Origin of the sequence: Rhodococcus sp. GXMU-t2271, from assembly GCF_041414735.1 — a bacterium.
Taxonomy (GTDB): Bacteria; Actinomycetota; Actinomycetes; order Mycobacteriales; family Mycobacteriaceae; genus Rhodococcus; species Rhodococcus indonesiensis.
This window is the reverse complement of record NZ_JAUIZP010000001.1, coordinates 110,247-125,499: the sequence shown is the minus strand read 5'-3', so window position 1 is coordinate 125,499 and position 15,253 is coordinate 110,247. Positions and strand designations below refer to the sequence as shown.

15 protein-coding genes are annotated in these 15,253 nt (G+C 70.6%); 7 read left to right on the top strand and 8 right to left on the bottom strand.

Going from position 1 to position 15,253, the window contains the following annotated elements; all coding sequences use genetic code 11:
* Positions 1–19: 19 nt before the first annotated feature.
* Entirely contained in the window at positions 20–727 is a 708-nt protein-coding gene (locus tag QYS60_RS00570; RefSeq protein WP_003938197.1) for an SOS response-associated peptidase, read from the bottom strand.
* A gap of 252 nt (positions 728–979) precedes the next feature.
* On the opposite strand from QYS60_RS00570, the gene thiD reads away from it, so the two are divergent.
* Together thiD and QYS60_RS00560 are read left to right on the top strand one after the other, a co-directional pair.
* Complete coding sequence (gene thiD, locus QYS60_RS00565; protein ID WP_040783512.1) at positions 980–1,792, top strand: bifunctional hydroxymethylpyrimidine kinase/phosphomethylpyrimidine kinase; 813 nt, start codon at positions 980–982, stop codon at positions 1,790–1,792.
* A gap of 179 nt (positions 1,793–1,971) precedes the next feature.
* Positions 1,972–2,670 carry an SDR family NAD(P)-dependent oxidoreductase gene (locus QYS60_RS00560; protein ID WP_371382119.1) on the top strand — a complete coding sequence of 233 codons (699 nt, stop codon included), beginning with the start codon at positions 1,972–1,974 and terminating at the stop codon, positions 2,668–2,670.
* A 12-nt stretch (positions 2,671–2,682) separates the two neighbouring features.
* Here the strand turns inward: QYS60_RS00560 and QYS60_RS00555 are convergent, their stop codons facing one another.
* Entirely contained in the window at positions 2,683–4,083 is a 1,401-nt protein-coding gene (locus QYS60_RS00555; protein WP_371382118.1) for an ABC1 kinase family protein, read from the bottom strand.
* Positions 4,084–4,250: 167 nt separating this feature from the next.
* On the opposite strand from QYS60_RS00555, the gene QYS60_RS00550 reads away from it, so the two are divergent.
* Positions 4,251–5,246, top strand: coding sequence for a sigma-70 family RNA polymerase sigma factor (locus tag QYS60_RS00550; RefSeq protein ID WP_054374345.1), 996 nt, complete (start codon positions 4,251–4,253; stop codon positions 5,244–5,246).
* A 9-nt stretch (positions 5,247–5,255) separates the two neighbouring features.
* Here the strand turns inward: QYS60_RS00550 and QYS60_RS00545 are convergent, their stop codons facing one another.
* The gene (locus QYS60_RS00545; protein ID WP_371382117.1) at positions 5,256–5,708 is read right to left on the bottom strand and encodes a VOC family protein; all 453 of its coding nucleotides are present in this window, start codon (positions 5,706–5,708) and stop codon (positions 5,256–5,258) included.
* A 443-nt stretch (positions 5,709–6,151) separates the two neighbouring features.
* Between QYS60_RS00545 and QYS60_RS00540 the strand changes: the two genes are divergently transcribed.
* The 3 genes from QYS60_RS00540 to QYS60_RS00530 all read left to right on the top strand — a co-directional run bounded on the left by QYS60_RS00540 (position 6,152) and on the right by QYS60_RS00530 (position 8,942).
* A complete protein-coding gene (locus tag QYS60_RS00540) occupies positions 6,152–7,120 on the top strand; it encodes a pirin family protein (RefSeq protein WP_371382116.1) in 969 nt (322 codons plus the stop codon).
* A 55-nt stretch (positions 7,121–7,175) separates the two neighbouring features.
* Positions 7,176–7,949, top strand: a complete 774-nt coding sequence (locus QYS60_RS00535) for a pirin-like bicupin family protein (protein ID WP_003938204.1) — start codon at positions 7,176–7,178, stop codon at positions 7,947–7,949.
* Between the two features lie 84 nt (positions 7,950–8,033).
* Positions 8,034–8,942, top strand: a complete 909-nt coding sequence (locus tag QYS60_RS00530) for a hotdog fold thioesterase (RefSeq protein ID WP_371382115.1) — start codon at positions 8,034–8,036, stop codon at positions 8,940–8,942.
* Positions 8,943–8,966: 24 nt separating this feature from the next.
* On the opposite strand, the gene QYS60_RS00525 is transcribed toward QYS60_RS00530, so the two are convergent.
* From QYS60_RS00525 to QYS60_RS00515, 3 genes are read right to left on the bottom strand one after another with little or no spacing between them, the layout of a single operon-like run.
* Positions 8,967–10,472 carry a tripartite tricarboxylate transporter permease gene (locus tag QYS60_RS00525; RefSeq protein ID WP_003938206.1) on the bottom strand — a complete coding sequence of 502 codons (1,506 nt, stop codon included), beginning with the start codon at positions 10,470–10,472 and terminating at the stop codon, positions 8,967–8,969.
* Complete coding sequence (locus QYS60_RS00520; RefSeq protein ID WP_371382114.1) at positions 10,472–11,038, bottom strand: tripartite tricarboxylate transporter TctB family protein; 567 nt, start codon at positions 11,036–11,038, stop codon at positions 10,472–10,474. Before QYS60_RS00520 ends, QYS60_RS00525 begins: the two co-directional genes overlap by 1 nt.
* Positions 11,035–12,042: a Bug family tripartite tricarboxylate transporter substrate binding protein gene (locus QYS60_RS00515; protein ID WP_371382113.1), complete on the bottom strand. Its 1,008-nt coding sequence runs from the start codon at positions 12,040–12,042 to the stop codon at positions 11,035–11,037. Before QYS60_RS00515 ends, QYS60_RS00520 begins: the two co-directional genes overlap by 4 nt.
* A gap of 168 nt (positions 12,043–12,210) precedes the next feature.
* Here QYS60_RS00515 and QYS60_RS00510 point away from each other — a divergent pair, with 168 nt between their 5' ends.
* The gene (locus tag QYS60_RS00510; RefSeq protein WP_371382112.1) at positions 12,211–12,621 is read left to right on the top strand and encodes a universal stress protein; all 411 of its coding nucleotides are present in this window, start codon (positions 12,211–12,213) and stop codon (positions 12,619–12,621) included.
* Between the two features lie 18 nt (positions 12,622–12,639).
* Here QYS60_RS00510 and QYS60_RS00505 read toward each other — a convergent pair whose 3' ends face one another.
* Both QYS60_RS00505 and QYS60_RS00500 read right to left on the bottom strand, forming a co-directional pair.
* Positions 12,640–13,845, bottom strand: coding sequence for a serine hydrolase domain-containing protein (locus tag QYS60_RS00505; RefSeq protein ID WP_371382111.1), 1,206 nt, complete (start codon positions 13,843–13,845; stop codon positions 12,640–12,642).
* On the bottom strand, positions 13,845–15,239 hold the full coding sequence (locus QYS60_RS00500) for a wax ester/triacylglycerol synthase family O-acyltransferase (RefSeq protein WP_371382110.1): 1,395 nt from the start codon (positions 15,237–15,239) through the stop codon (positions 13,845–13,847). The genes QYS60_RS00505 and QYS60_RS00500 overlap by 1 nt, the downstream gene beginning before the upstream one ends.
* Positions 15,240–15,253 lie beyond the last annotated feature (14 nt).

The following is a 15,253-nucleotide window of genomic DNA, read 5'->3' as shown; positions in this document are numbered from 1 at the left end:
GCCACCCGGGCGGCCCCCGTCACACCGGCTCGAGCAGTTCCGGACGGTTGTTGCGGGGGTTGTTGACCTCGGTGCCGACCTCGTACGGATGCAGGTGCGGTTCCGGTACCGAGGCGACCAGCGCGTCGACGTCGTCGCGGTCGGTGAGGGCCGGGTCGAGCCACACGTCCAGGAAGGACGGCGGCAGCACCAGTGGACACCGCTCGTGGATCTGCCCGGCGGCGTCGGTGGCCTCCGTCGTCAGCACGGTGACCGTCCACAGCCACTTGTCGGGATGGTCGTCGGGCAGGTCCGGATCGGGCCACAGCTCGTAGAGTCCCGCCATCGCGAGCACGCCGTCGCCGTGCAGGAAGTACGGGACCTTGGTGCCGTCCTCGCGCTTCTGCCACTCGAAGTAGCCGTCGGCCGGCAGGATGCACCGTCGCCGCGAGGCGGCGGCCTTGAACGACGGCTTCTCGGTGATCGTCTCGCAGCGGGCGTTGATCATCCGGTTGCCGATCTTCGGGTCCTTCGCCCACGACGGCACGAGCCCCCACCGGGCGGACCGGAGCTGTCGCACCGGCTCCGCGCCGGGCTCGCCCTTCGGGGCGCGCTCGAGCACCACCCGCACGGTCTGCGTCGGCGCGACGTTGTACGACGGGGGCAGCGGATCCCCCACCGTCTCCACCACGTCGAACAGGGAGCGCAGTTCCTGATCGGTGACCGTGCTCGCATACCGACCGCACATGGGCACTCACCTTCCGTCGTCGGGCCTCGACCGGTCGATTCCCATGGTGCCGCACCGCACCGACACGCGTGTGACGCCGGTCATCGGCAGGGGCCGTCCTGACGGGACGCCGGACCCCGCGCGCTAGCCTGGGTGCCGGGACCGGTCGCGCGAACCCGGCGGCGACGTCGCGGGCAGCCGTGGTCTCCCCGGACGTGCGGGCTCCTTCTCGGGTCGGCACGCAGTCTGTCCCCCATCGGATTGGAGTACACCGTGGTCGACCTCGCCTATGTCATCGCCGGGTCCGAAGCCACCGGCGGCGCAGGGCTGCAGGCGGATCTGAAGACGTTCCAGGAGCTGGGCGTCTACGGCGTCGGCACCACGACCTGCATCGTCTCGTTCGACCCCCGCAACGACTGGTCGCACCGCTTCGTCCCGATCGCGCCCGAGGTCGTCGCGGACCAGATCGAGGCGGCCACCGCGGCCCACGACCTCGACGTCGTCAAGATCGGCATGCTCGGCACCCCGGCCACGATCGACGTGGTCGCCGAGGGTCTGCGCGGCCGGTCGTGGCGGCACGTCGTTCTGGACCCGGTGCTGATCTGCAAGGGGCAGGAACCCGGGGCGGCACTCGACACCGACAACGCGCTGCGTGAGTCCGTGCTTCCCCTGGCCACGGTGGTCACTCCCAACCTGTTCGAAGCCCGCACCCTGGCGGGGATGGACCGCATCGACACCGTCGACGACCTCGTCGAGGCCGCTCGCCGCATCCACGCCCTCGGCCCGCGGTACGTCCTGGCCAAGGGCGGCGTCGAACTCGCCGGTGATGACGCCGTCGACGTCCTCTTCGACGGCGAGGAGGTCACCGTCCTCTCCGCGCCGAAGGTCGGCCGGGAACGGGTGTCGGGTGCCGGCTGCACGCTCGCCGCGGCCGTGACCGCCGAACTCGCCAAGGGCGCCGACGTGCCGGCCGCCGTCGCGCTCGCGAAGGACTTCGTCACCGCCGGTATCGAGGGCCGGGTCGGGGCGCACACCCCGTTCGACACGGTGTGGCAGGGCGCGTACGCGGCGTCGCGCACGAGCTAGGACCCTCTCTCCGTCGGCGGGACGGATTCGCCTACCGGAGTGCAGATCCGGACATCGACCACCGTCGGGACGGTTGTCGATGTCCGGAACCGGAGCGCGTGGCTCGGTATCGCGATGCGCGGGCGCGCCCGGCGCCTATCGTGGACGGGCATCCGTCCGCTCGGCCGAGAGGATCTTCGATGACCACGACCCGGTCCGCGCTCGTCACCGGCGGCACCGGCGGTCTCGGGGCCGCCGTCACGACGCATCTGCTCGAGTCGGGCTGGCGGGTCGTGGTCCCCTGGGTGGCTCGTACCGAACTCGGGCGACTCGGGGACCATCCGAGTCTGCATCTCGTGGAGGCGGACGTGTCCGAGGACGCGCAGCTGCGGCAGGCCGTCGCGCTCGCGGCCGCCGACGAATCCGCACCGCTGTCCGGCGTGGTGAATCTGGTGGGCGGGTTCACCTCGGGCCCGCGGGTCCACGAGACGCCCGTCGAGGTCCTCGACGCCCAACTGGACCTGAACCTGCGTACCGCCTACGCCGTGACGCGCGCGGCGCTGCCGCACCTGCTCGCGGGCGGCGGCGGATCGGTGGTCTGCATGTCCACCGCGGCGACGAAACGGCCGTTCGCCGGGGGCGCCGCCTACGTCGCGTCGAAGGCCGCCGTGACCGCACTGGTCGAGACCCTGGCCGTCGAGTACGCCGGCGACGGCGTGCGGGTCAATGCGCTGCTGCCCGTCGTCATCGACACGCCCGCCAACCGGGCGGCGATGCCCGACGCGGACCGGCGCTCGTGGTCGCAGCCCGCCGAGATCGCGCGGGTGATCCGGTTCCTGCTCTCCGACGACGGCGCCGCCGTGACCGGGGCGTCGATCCCCGTCACGCACGTGGGCTGACGCGCCCGCGTGTCAGGCGGGTAGCTCGAGCCCCTGTTCGGCGGCGCGGCGCGCCACCTCCGCCGGGAAGACGTTGCGCAGCAGGTACAGGTCCCGGCCGATGACCCAGCCGGGGGCGAGGGCGGTGGCGTAGCGCTCGAAGTAGCCGAGCTGCTTGCCGAACAGCACCAGTTCCTCCGGGCTGGCGATCCCCCACTGCTTGCCGAGCCGGATCAGCGCGACGATGAGGTCGCTCAGCCGCAGCTGTCCCAGGTCGCGCCCGAGGATCGGAGCGAGTGCCTGCGCCACCTGCATGCCGATCTCGGCGTCGTCGGCGTCGAGTCCGCTGGTGTAGCCGAGGGCGCGGATGCCCCGCGCCACGCGGGCGAAGTCCCCGTCGATGGCGGTCGCGCGGAACAGGTCGCGCAGGATGGCGCGCCAGTGCTCGGGCAGCTCACCGACGATGCCGAAGTCCAGGAAGGCGAGACGGCCGTCGTCGAGCAGCCACAGGTTGCCCGCGTGCACGTCGCCGTGGAACGGCCCGTGCAGGACGACCGATTCGATCCACACCTTCACCCCGCGGCGGATGAGCAGACGGGTGTCGATCCCCGCGTCGGCGGGCACCCGGTCCATGGGAACACCGCGGAGCCGTTCCATGCAGATCACGCGCGGGCCGCAGTAGTCCCAGTACACCTGCGGCGTGGTGACGGTCGTGTTGTCCCCGAACGCGCCGATGCACTCCCGGAACCGGCTCTGCCGGTCTGCTTCGACCGCGCTGTTGAGTTCGGTCATCGTGGACGAGTGCAGGTCGCGGATGATGGCGGTGGCGTTGGCGATGCGGAAGAACTCGAAGGCCTGCAGCAGACGCGCGCCGACGTAGGCCGCCCGCAGGTCGACGAGCATGCGATGGGCGATGCCGGGCCGCTGCACCTTCACAACCGCCTCCCGGCCGTCGTGCAGGACGCACGCGTGCACCTGGCCGACGGACGCGGCGGCCAGCGGGACGTCGTCGAACCGGGCGAACAGTTCGCCGACGGGATGGCCGAGGTCCTCCTCGATCACGGCGCGGGCCCGGTCCGCGGGCACGGGTGCGACGTCGTCCAGGCAGCGCAGGCACGCGTCGGCCAGCGGCTTGGGGAACACCCCGGACGACGACGCCATGAGCTGGCCGAGCTTGACGAACGTGGGACCGAGGACCTCGAACGCGTCGACGGTGCCCTCGGCGGCGGCGTCGGCGGGACCGCGGCCGTCGGGCCGCAGCGGCCAGGCGAGCAGTTTCAGCAGGACGCTGACGAGGAGCACCACGCCGATGACGACCGTGCGGCCGGCTTCGCGCAGGCCGAAACGCTCGAGCGGGGGCATGTCGACATGCAGCGCCGACGCGGGCGGTCCCCCGGCGTACGGGCCTGTCGGTCGGGGCGCGATGTCGGGCACGGGTCACCTTCGTCCTTCTGCCTGCCGGCGGGGCTGTCGGCCGGGGCAGTTACTGGACGGTACCCGGAGTGCACAGATAGTTCGAGACCCTGTTTCCTGTCGGCCCCCGGGACTACGCTCACGCTCGTAACTGCACTTCGACAGCGACGGGCAGGCGGGGGTACGACATGACGGAGCAGGTTCTCGACTCGCAGGACGACTTTCTGACACTGGCCGGTCCGTACCGGCGTGAGCTGCTGGCGCACTGTTACCGGATGAGCGGCTCGATCCACGACGCGGAGGACCTCGTGCAGGAGACGTACCTGCGCGCGTGGCGGGGCTACGCCAACTTCGGGGGCCGCTCGTCGCTGCGGACGTGGCTGCACCGCATCGCGACCAACGTGTGCCTGACCGCGCTCGAGGGCAGATCGCGCCGGCCGCTGCCGACGGGGCTGGGGGCGCCGAGCTCGGATCCGGCCGACGACCTCGTCGAGCGCGGCGAGGTGCCGTGGCTCGAGCCGATTCCCGGCGGATCCTTCGGCGACGACGGCCGGCCGGAGGATCCGACGGACCCGGCGGCGATCGTGACCTCGCGGGAGTCCATCCGCCTGGCCTTCGTGGCGGCCCTGCAGCATCTGTCCGCGCGGCAACGGGCAGTGCTGCTGCTGCGCGACGTCCTGCAGTGGCGGGCGACCGAGGTGGCCGCCGCGCTGGACACCTCGACGGCCGCGGTGAACAGTCTGCTCCAGCGGGCCCGCGCGCAGCTCGAGCAGGCGCAGGTGACGAAGGACGATCTGGTCGAGCCGGAGAGTCCGGAGGCCCAGGCGCTGGTGCAGCGCTGGGTCGAGGGGTTCGAGAAGTACGACATCGATTCGATCGTCGAGATGCTCACCCAGGAGGCGGTGTGGGAGATGCCGCCGTTCGAGGGCTGGTACCGCGGCGCCGCGGCGATCGGAACCCTCATCCGGACGCATTGCCCGGCGAGCGGTCCCGGCGATCAGGTCCTGCTGCCCACGGTGGCGAACGGGCAGCCCGCCCTCGGCCTCTACATGCGAGGCGAGGACGGGCAGCACCATCCGTTCCAGCTGCAGGTGCTCGACGTCGTGGGCGACCGGGTGGTGCATGTGACCGTGTTCTTCGACACCGATCTGTTCGCCCTGTTCGGACTACCCGAGCACCCCTGACGCCGACCGCTACGCCTGCGCGGACGTCTCCGCCTGCGGTCCCATCGCGGCGGCCGCGGCCTCGACGTCCATCCACATGACCTCCCAGACGTGCCCGTCGAGGTCACGGAAGGCCCGGCCGTACATGAAGTCGGTCTTCATCTCCTCCGACCCGGCGGTGATCCAGTCGCTGCCACCGGCGGCGAGCGCGGCGTCGACCAGACGGTCGACGTCGTCGCGGCTCTCGGCGGACACGCTCAGGAGCACCTCGCGGGCCGTGGCGGTGTCGCAGATGTCGCCGGTGATGAAGTCGCGGAAGCGTGGCTCCTCGAGGAGCATGACGTAGGTCTGGTCGTTGATCTCGAGGCAGGCGGTGTTGGCGTCGCAGAACATCTCGTTGAAGGTGAAGCCGAGGGCATCGAAGAACGTGCGGGCGGCAGCGACGTCCTTGACGGACAGGTTGGCGAAGAGCATGCGGGACATCTTCAACTCCTTGCGTGTGAGCGGACGGCCGGCACCTCGTGTGAGGTGTCGAGCAGGTAGACCGTCCGGCTCCGGAAAACTCATCGCGCCGGACGGGATCGCCGAAACCCCGGCGCGAATCGGAGCGAGTAACTATGCTGTGCGCCCGGTGCTTCGCGCACCGAGGTGATAGACCATACCCCGGCGGGTATGTACCCTGGCTTCATCGGCCGACGGAGACGATCGGCCGCCCCCGACACCGCGTCCCTCCTCCCTCCCCCCGAAGGCGGGACGTGGCGCCGGGCGTCACGCGCCCGGCGCGGACCCCCTGCCCTCCCTCCCCTCGGGCAGGGGGTTTCGTCTTTTCCGGGTCCGCCTGCGCCCCGATCGCAGCGCGGGAACAAATCCCCCGGACCGTCGGTTAGAGTAGTTGCATAGTCAACTACATGCCGAAGGAGCCCGCCATGCCCGCGGTGACCGTAGACAACATCCTCACCCTGCCCCGCATCCCGGCGCCCGCAGCCGACGTGCCCGCCCGTCCGGTCCTCGGCGTGCGCACCGCTCCCGTCGGATACGAAGGCGAAGGCTTCCCGGTGCGCCGGGCATTCGCAGGTATCGACCAGCGCTTCCTCGACCCGTTCATCCACATGGACCAGATGGGCGAGGTGCAGTACGCCCCCGGCGAACCCAAGGGCACCCCGTGGCACCCGCACCGTGGATTCGAGACCGTCACCTACATGATCGACGGGATCCTCGAGCACAAGGACTCCAACGGCGGGGGCGGGACCATCGGCGGTGGCGACACCCAGTGGATGACCGCGGGCTCGGGGATCCTGCACATCGAGGCCCCGCCGGAACACGTCGTCGCCAGCGGCGGCCTCTTCCACGGCGTGCAGTTGTGGGTGAACCTGCCCCGGCACCACAAGATGGCGCAGCCGCGATACCAGGACATCGCCGGCAGCCACGTGGCCCTGGCCTCCTCGCCCGACGGCGGCGCCCTCGTCCGCGTCGTCGCCGGTGAGATCGGCGGTGTCCGCGGCCCGGGCGTGACCCACACCCCGATCGCCCTCGCACACCTGACCGTCGCGCCCGGCGCGTCGGTGACCCTGCCCTGGCACCGGGAGTACAACGCGCTCGGCTACGTGCTCGCCGGGGACGGCACCGTCGGCGCCGAGCATGCACCGATCCGGGCGGGACAGACCGCCGTGTTCGGACCGAACGGCGACAGCGTCACGTTCACCGCCGACCGCACCCAGGACTCGCGGACCGAGTCCCTCGAGGTGTTCCTGCTCGGCGGACGGCCGATCCGCGAGCCCGTCGCGATGTACGGGCCGTTCGTGATGAACACCAAAGCCGAGATCATCCAGGCGTTCGAAGACTTCCAGGCGGGACGTCTCGGGACGATCCCGGCCGGGCACGAACAGCTGCCGTGACGCCGCGCCGATGCCCTCGTACCCTGAACCCGCCGCACCTCCCCGAGGAGAATCCATGACCGACGCCACGACCCTCGACATCCGGCGCGCCGAGGACCGGCTGACGACGAACATCTCCTGGCTCGACTCGAAGCACTCGTTCTCGTTCGGCCACCACTACGACCCGGACAACACCCACCACGGGCTGCTGCTGGTCAACAACGACGACACGGTCCTGCCCGGCCAAGGTTTCGACACCCATCCGCACCGCGACATGGAGATCGTGACCTGGGTACTGCGCGGCAGCCTCGTGCACCAGGACTCGATCGGGCACTCGGGCGTCATCTACCCGGGCCTGGCACAGCGGATGAGCGCCGGAACGGGCATCCTGCACTCGGAGAAGAACGACTCCTGGCGGTTGCCCGGCGCCACCGGCGTGCACGCCGCGGAGCACGCCGAGCCGGTCCGCTTCGTCCAGATGTGGGTGGTGCCGGACGAATCGGGCATCACCCCCGGTTACGAACAGCTCGAGATCGACGACGAGCTCATGCGCGGCGGGCTGGTTCCCGTCGCCACCGGCATCCCCGAGCACCGCGATCACGCCGCCATCCGCATCCACAACAAGTACGCCGGGCTGTCGGTCGCCCGGCTGCAGCCCGGCCGGCCGGTCGTCCTGCCCGACGCCCCCTACCTGCACGTCTTCGTCGCCCAGGGCACAGCCGAGCTCGAGGGCGCCGGAATCCTGCGGGAGGGCGACGCCGTGCGGCTGACCGGTTCCGGCGGACAGCGGGTCCACACCGACACGGCCGCGGAAATCCTCGTGTGGGAGATGCACGCCCGCATCGGCTGACCGGGGTGGGCGCGACGGCGGGCCGCGAGCCTCGGTACCGTAACCGAGCGAACCCTCGCTCCGCTCGATCCCAGGATGCCGCCCGTGACCGTCACCGCCCCCGAAACCGATCGTCTCAACGCCTTCATGGGCATCGACACCGTGGCCGGGAAGCCGGGCACGGTGTCGTTCCGCCAGCCGCTGGGCGCCCGATTCCTCGACCATCGCGGCCGCACCACCGTCGGGTCGGTCGGCGTGCTCACCGACGTCGTCCTCGGCGCTGCCCCGCACCTCGTGTGGCGCGGGCAGGGCCGCGACACCCGGTCCGTCCTGACCCAGCTCAGCGCCTCGACCGCGAATCCGATGCCGACCCGAGGGGATCTGCACGGCACCGGCCGCGCCGTCCACGTGGACGACTCCACCGCGTTGAGCACCGCGCAGATCTGCGACGACGCAGGCGATCTGGTGGTGCAGCTGACGGGACGGTCGATGGTCGTGGATCGTCCCGCCGTGTTCGACTCGTTCGCGGACGCATCCGGTCTGGCCCGGCCCACCCCCGAACCCTGGACGGACCCTTCGGAACTCGCCGATCGCACCGGGCTCGACACGGTCTTCGGCATCGCCGCCGGAACCGTGGCCCGGGGCCCGCTCGCCGGCCTGCTCGATCTGCGCGTCGGCGCCGTCGAGAAGGGCCGTGTCGCCGCGGTCGTCCTACCCGCGGAGTGGATGGCCAATCCGATGGGCACCGTGCAGGGCGGTGTCCTGGTCTCCGTCGCCGGCACCGTCGCCGAACTCGCGGCGCAGACCCTCACCGCTGCCGGACAGGAGTACCGATTGCTGAACCTGACGCTCGACTACCTGCGCTCCCCCGCGGCACCCGGCCCCGACCTTCTCGTCGATGCCCGCGTCACCCGGGCCGGCCGACGGCTCGCCTCGATCGACACGCATCTCACCGCACCCGACGGCACGGTCCTGGTCCGGGCCCAGGCGAGCGTGCAGCTGCTGGCATCCTGACGACGGCGCACGAGGCCGGACGGATCAGAGGTCTGCCGCCTTGCGCAGGCGCAGCTTGTTGTATGCGCTGATCGCGATGACGACCACGAGCAGACTGTAGAGCGTGATGGTGATCGGGGTGCTCACCAGCGTGAGCGGATCGTTCTGGGAGTTGTTCATCGCGGCGCGCAACGACGACTCGGCCAGCGGACCGAGGATCACCGCGATCAGCACCGGGGCGAGGGGGACACCGTAGCGGCGCATGACGAAGCCGAGCAGCCCGAGCCCGATCATGAACACGACGTCGACGATCGCGGCGCTCGCGGCATAGACACCGAAGCAGGCGAACATCGCGATCCCCGCGTAGAGATACTCGCGCGGGATGTCCAGCAGTTTCGCCCACAACGGGGCGAACGGCAGGTTGAGGACGAGCAGCACGATCATCCCGATGAACAGGCTCGCGAGTAGCGCCCAGACCAGATCGGCGTTCCGGGTGAAGAGCAGCGGGCCGGGCTGCATCCCGTACTGCTGGAACGCGGCCAGCAGCATCGCCGCGGTCGCCGACGTCGGCAGGCCCAGCGCCAGCAGCGCTCCCATCGCCGTGCCTGCGGTGGAGTTGCCGGCGGCCTCGGGGCCTGCGACACCGCGGATGGCGCCCTTCCCGAACATCGGGGTCGCCCGGCGGCGGTCCAGTCGTTGTTCGGCACCGTAGGCGAGGAAGGTGGGCACTTCGGCACCGCCCGCCGGGACGACACCGAACGGAACCCCGAAGGCGGTGCCGCGCAGCCAGGCCGGGAGCGCGTCGCGGAACTCGGCCTTGGTGAGGAAGGGCCGGCCCTTCGACGGGACGAGACTGCGATCGTCGGGGCGCCCGAGTCGCGAGGCGATGTAGATGACCTCGCCGACGGCGAGCATCGCCACCGTGATCACGACGATGCTCACTCCGTCGAAGAGCGCCACGTTGCCGAAGGTGAAGCGTTGCGATCCGCTGACCTGGTCGGTGCCGATCATGGCCAGCACGAGACCGATCAGCAGGGCCGCCATACCTTTGAGCACCGAGTCCGACACCACCACCGAGGTGGCGATGAACGCGAACAGCGCCAGCGCGAAATACTCACCCGGCCCGAACTTCGTGGCCAGCTCCGCCAGCGTGGGCGCGAAGAACACCACCAGCACGGTGGCGATCATGCCGCCGATGAATGCCCCGATCGCCGACGTCGCCAGCGCCTGTGGGGCGCGACCGAGCCGGGCCATGCGGTGGCCTTCGATGGATCCGGCGATGGCGGTCGAATTGCCAGGCGTGTTCATGAGGATCCCGGAGATGGCATCTCCGAACAGGCCGCCGAAGTAGATTCCGGCGAACATCACCAGCGCGGCCAGCGGATCGAGGGTGAAGGTGACGGGGAGCAGCAGCGCGACGGCCATCGCCGATCCCAGTCCGGGCAGCACGCCGACGGCCGTGCCGATCAGTGCGCCGACGAGCACATACAGCAGATTCACCGGGGTCAGGACGTCGCCGAAGCCCCCGAGCAGTCCGATCACCGAGTCCATCAGAACAGTCCCATCACACCGGGCGGGAGCGTCAACCCCAGCAATCCACCGAAGACCAACTGCACGATCGACGAGAGCGCCAGCCCCACAAGAAAATTCATCACGTACCTCGTGCTGCCCAGACCGACCGTCACGCCCCAGAACACCACGGCACCGGCGATGATCCATCCTGCCGGGATCAGCAGTACCGCGAACGCCACGAACGAGCCGATCGTGATCCCGGCGGCCCGCCAGTTGCTGGCCGGCCCGCGGACGGGACGCCCGTGCTCGTCCGACAGCGGCTCGGGGACTTCAGGGTTGCGCAGGATGTTCACGGCCGTCAACGCCGCGATCACGAAGCAACAGCCTGCGGCGATCGCCGGAAACGCCTTGGGGCCGAATATCTCCGAGTCGTCGGCGATCTCCATGTCGACGATGCCGTAGATCAGGAACACGCCGAGCGCGACCAGCAGGGCCGGAACGATCAGGGCGCTCGCGCCCGCCCACCGGCTCCGCGGCGGGGCAGCAGACTCGGTGTCGGTGTCGGTGTCGGTGTCGGTGTCGGTGTCGTGGCGTCGTGTCGTCATGCCAGGTCCAGATCTTCCAGGATGGTGGCCACCCGCTGCTGTTCCTCCTCGAGGAACCGGCCGAACTCGTCGCCGGTGACGAAGGATTCCTCCCACCGGTTTCGTGCCACGGCGTCCTGCCAGTGTTCCGTCCGGGTCATCTCCGTGACGATCTCGATCAGTTCCTGCTGTTCGTCCTCGTCGAGGCCCGCGGGGGCGACGTAGCCGCGCCAGTTCACCAGGTCCACCGCCGGGAACCCGGCCTCCGCCGACGTCGGGGCGTCGAGCCCCTCGAGCCGCTCGGGGGCGACGACCATCAAGGGACGCAGCCGTCCTTCGATGAGCAGGTCCCGGAAGTCGTTGTATCCACTGATCCCGACCTCGGGGGTGCCGGGCGCGGTGGAGAGCAGATTGATGGTCAGTTCACCGCCGCCCGCATACGCCGCGTACCGGATAAGAGCGGGGTCGATGCCGGCCTCACGGGCGAGCAGCGCGGCGACCATGTGGTCGATGCCGCCGGCGGATCCGCCTCCGATCGGCATCGCGGCCGGGTCGGCCCGCCACGCCGCAAGCAGGTCGTCCAACGTGCGGAACGGCGAATCATCAGGTACGACAATCACTTCGAAATCCTCGGCGAGACGGGCGACGGGTGTCGTATCCGACAGGTCGACCGGCGAATCGTTGCGGGTGATTCCGCCGAGCATCACCGTGCCGGTCACCATCATCGTGGTGCTGTTGCCGTCGAGTTCGGTCAGCTGCGACAGCCCGATCGTGCCTGCGGCACCGGGGATGTTGACGACCTGCACGTTGTTGACGATGGCGTCGGTGCGCAGGGCCTGCTGGGACTCTCGTGCGACGAGGTCCCAGCCGCCACCTGCGGCGGCGGGGGCGATCAGCGTCAGTTTGGCGCGGGCATCGGCGCCCGAACCGCTCCGGTTCGCCACGATCCCGGCCGACACCACCAGGGCACCCACACACACCAGGCCCAGGATCCACCGGAGGGACCTCGAGAGCTGCACGGTCATCCCTTCGCCGAACTTGTGATCTGCGCCAATTTTGCGGTCATTCGGTGAGCCATGTCACCGGAAAGTGCGTAATGGTCATTTTGCGCATTGTGCTCGGTCCCATGTCGGCATCTCCGGCGACATCGCCGGTTATCGTGATCGGGCCGGGCGGATTCGGGAGGACACACGATGAGCATCGCGGTTGCGCACAGCGACAGCGCCGAAGGCCGGGCCGCGCTCCTCGCGGCCGCCGCCGAGGCGGATCTGCGCAGGACGGACCTGCTGGTCCTGCACGTCTCGGACAGCGACGAGCCGACCCTTCCGCCCGCCGTCACCGATGCGCTGCGGGCCCGGATCGAGTCCGTCCTCGCCGACGGCGGCGCCCCGAAGGTGGTCTGGCGTCTGCACACGGCGGGTCGTGGGCACAACGTCGCGGGCGCCCTGATCGACCTCGTCGCCGAAACCGGGGCCGAGATGCTCGTTCTCGGCTCCCGGCGCCGTTCGGCCACCGGCAAGTTCCTGCTCGGCAGCACCGTTCAGCGGGTGCTGCTCGACTGTCCCGTGCCGGTGCTGGCCGTCAAGGCCGGCGAGGACCGGTGAGGGGACCGGCGTAGGCCGTCAGGCCGCCTGCCGCGCGACGACGACGCCTGCGGCCCCGAGCCGCGGGAACCGCATGTCCGAGATGGGGGTGACACTGCCGAGGCGGTTGGTGACGAAGGCGATGGACAAGCCCGTCTCCGGATCGGCGAACGCGCCGGAGCCGCCGAAGCCGAAGTGACCGATCGACTGCAGCGGCTGCTCGCGCAGCGCGACCCAGCCCGGGTGGTAGCCGAGCCGCCAGTTGGGACGGATGCCGAGCACGTAGTCACGGCGCCGGGTCTGCACCTCCAGGACCTGCTCGAGGGTTTCCTCCTTCAGCAGCCGCGCTCCGTCGAGTTCGCCGCCGTTCGCCAGCGCCCCGTACATCCGGGCCAGCGCGCGGGCGGTGAACACCCCGTTCCAGCCCGGCATCACCGCGTCGTGCGCGGCAGGGCTGCGGGCCAGCTCGTCGAAGCCTTCGGCCATGCCCGCCTCGGCGACGCCACGCAACCCGGGCAGCCGCGACAGCACGGTGCCGGTGACCGCCCACGGCGCGGGGGTCGGGTTCAGCCGGGGGAAGACCCGGGCGATGCGGTGCCGCTCGTCCTGCGGCACGAGGAACCAGAATTCGCGCAGACCGAGCGGGCCGGAGATCTCCTGCTCGACCAGTTCGGTGAAGGACAGGCCGGTCACCCGGATGGCGATCTCGGCGACGAGGTTGCCGTAGGTGACGGCGTGATAGCCGGGGCCGGCGAGCCGCCGCGGATCCGGGGAGGCGGCCGCGAGCGCGGACGCCACCGCATCGGAGTCGAGCAGCCCGAATCGTCCCGGGACGAGGCCCCGGGCGCGATGCAGACCGGCGCGGTGGGACATCAGCTCCCGGACGGTGATGGACTCCTTTCCGGCGGCCCCGAACTCGGGCCAGTACGTCGCGACGGGTTCGTCGTAGTCGACGAGCCCGCGCTCGGCGAGCCGGTGCAGCACGGTGCTCGCGACGCCCTTGCCCGTGGAGAACGACAGCGCGACGGTGTCGTGGGTCCACCGCTTGTCCCGGGACGCCCAGCCCGCCCAGATGTCCAGCACCGGCTCGCCGTGGAGGTACGCCGCGAGCGCCCCGCCGCCGTTCCGGGTGTCGCGGAACATCTTGAAGAACCGGTCGGCGACCGGCAGGAAGCGGGGGTCGACGATCATCTCGGTCCGGGGATGCTCCCCGTCCACCCGCCTTGCTCCCGTTTCGGCACTCATCACGCCACTCCTACCGCAGTCTCCAGCTCCGACAGAGACCGCTCCGTCAGAGGTATCAACGTCGCGATATCCGGTATTACTTCCCCACCGGCCACATATCCGAAACCGATCCGGTCGGCATACGAGCACACCGTGACGTTGAGGGCCATCCCGTCGTACACGATGGACACGGGGTACATCTCCTCGAGGTGGGCGCCGTTCCAGTACAGCTCGGTGCGCGGACCGGGCACGTTGGAGATCGGCAGGTTGTACCCGGGCCGAAGCCCCGGGTCGAACGGAAGCATGGGGGCCAGGATGGTCGGCAGGATGCTCGGTGCCGTCACCACCAACGACGGCACCGGCCCCAGCGCTGCGACGCGGTCCTTGGCGACCTGCATCGAGCGGTGGATCAACCGCAGCCGGTCGGCCGGGTCCGTGCGATCGGTACCCAGGGTGCACACCGCCGTTCCGAATGCATTGCCCGCCGTCGCGCCGTCCTGCCGTCCGCGCACCGAGACCGGGCAGATCGCCACCAGGGAGTCGCCGGGGAGTTCGTCGTGCTCGCCGAACCACGAGCGCAACGCGCCGGCCACCATGGCCGTGACGACATCGTTGCCGGTCACGCCCGCAGCGCGCTCGATCGCGCGCAGTCGCGACTTCGGCCAGCCGGCGGCGGCGAAGGCGCGCGCGGTTCCGAGCGGACCGTTGAGCCGGGTGCGTGGCGCCCCGAACGGCAGGACGGTGGTGTCGCTGGTCACGCCCTGCACCGTGGCCCCGACCTGCCCCCCGACGGTCCGGCGAACCAGACCCACACCGGAGGTGAGTGCCCCGAGGGCCGAGCGGACCAGCCCGAGCGGCGTCGGAAGTCCACCGTGCGCGGCGTCGGGCCGTGGGCGCCTGCCGGTGGCGAAGAACGGGGACATCGACCGGCGATCGGGATCGGGCGACATCGACTCCTCGATCATCCGCAGGCCGGCGATCCCGTCGAGCACCGCGTGGTGGACCTTGGTGTAGAGCGCGAACCGGCCGTCGGGGAGGCCGTCGACGAGGTGGGCCTCCCACATCGGGCGGGAGCGGTCGAGCGGTTCGGCATGCAGCTCCCCCACCAGCTGCCACAGCGCGTCCCGCCCGGCGCCGGGCGGCAGCGACGCCCGCCGCACGTGGTAGCTCAGGTCGATGTCGTCCACGTCGCGCCAGGCCCACCACCCGCCGGTGTCCACCCCCCGGTGCGCCCGGCGGCGCAGCACCGGATCCACCTCGTCGGCGCGGCCGAGCGCGTCCCGGTAGGCGTCGTCGACGAACCGCGAGCCGGCATCCTCGGGTGGGTTCAGGATCAGGACCACTCCGACGTGCATGGGGTTCGCCAGCAGCTCTGCCGTCATGAGAACCGCATCGATGGGGTCCATCAGACCCACTCGTCCACCCCGCT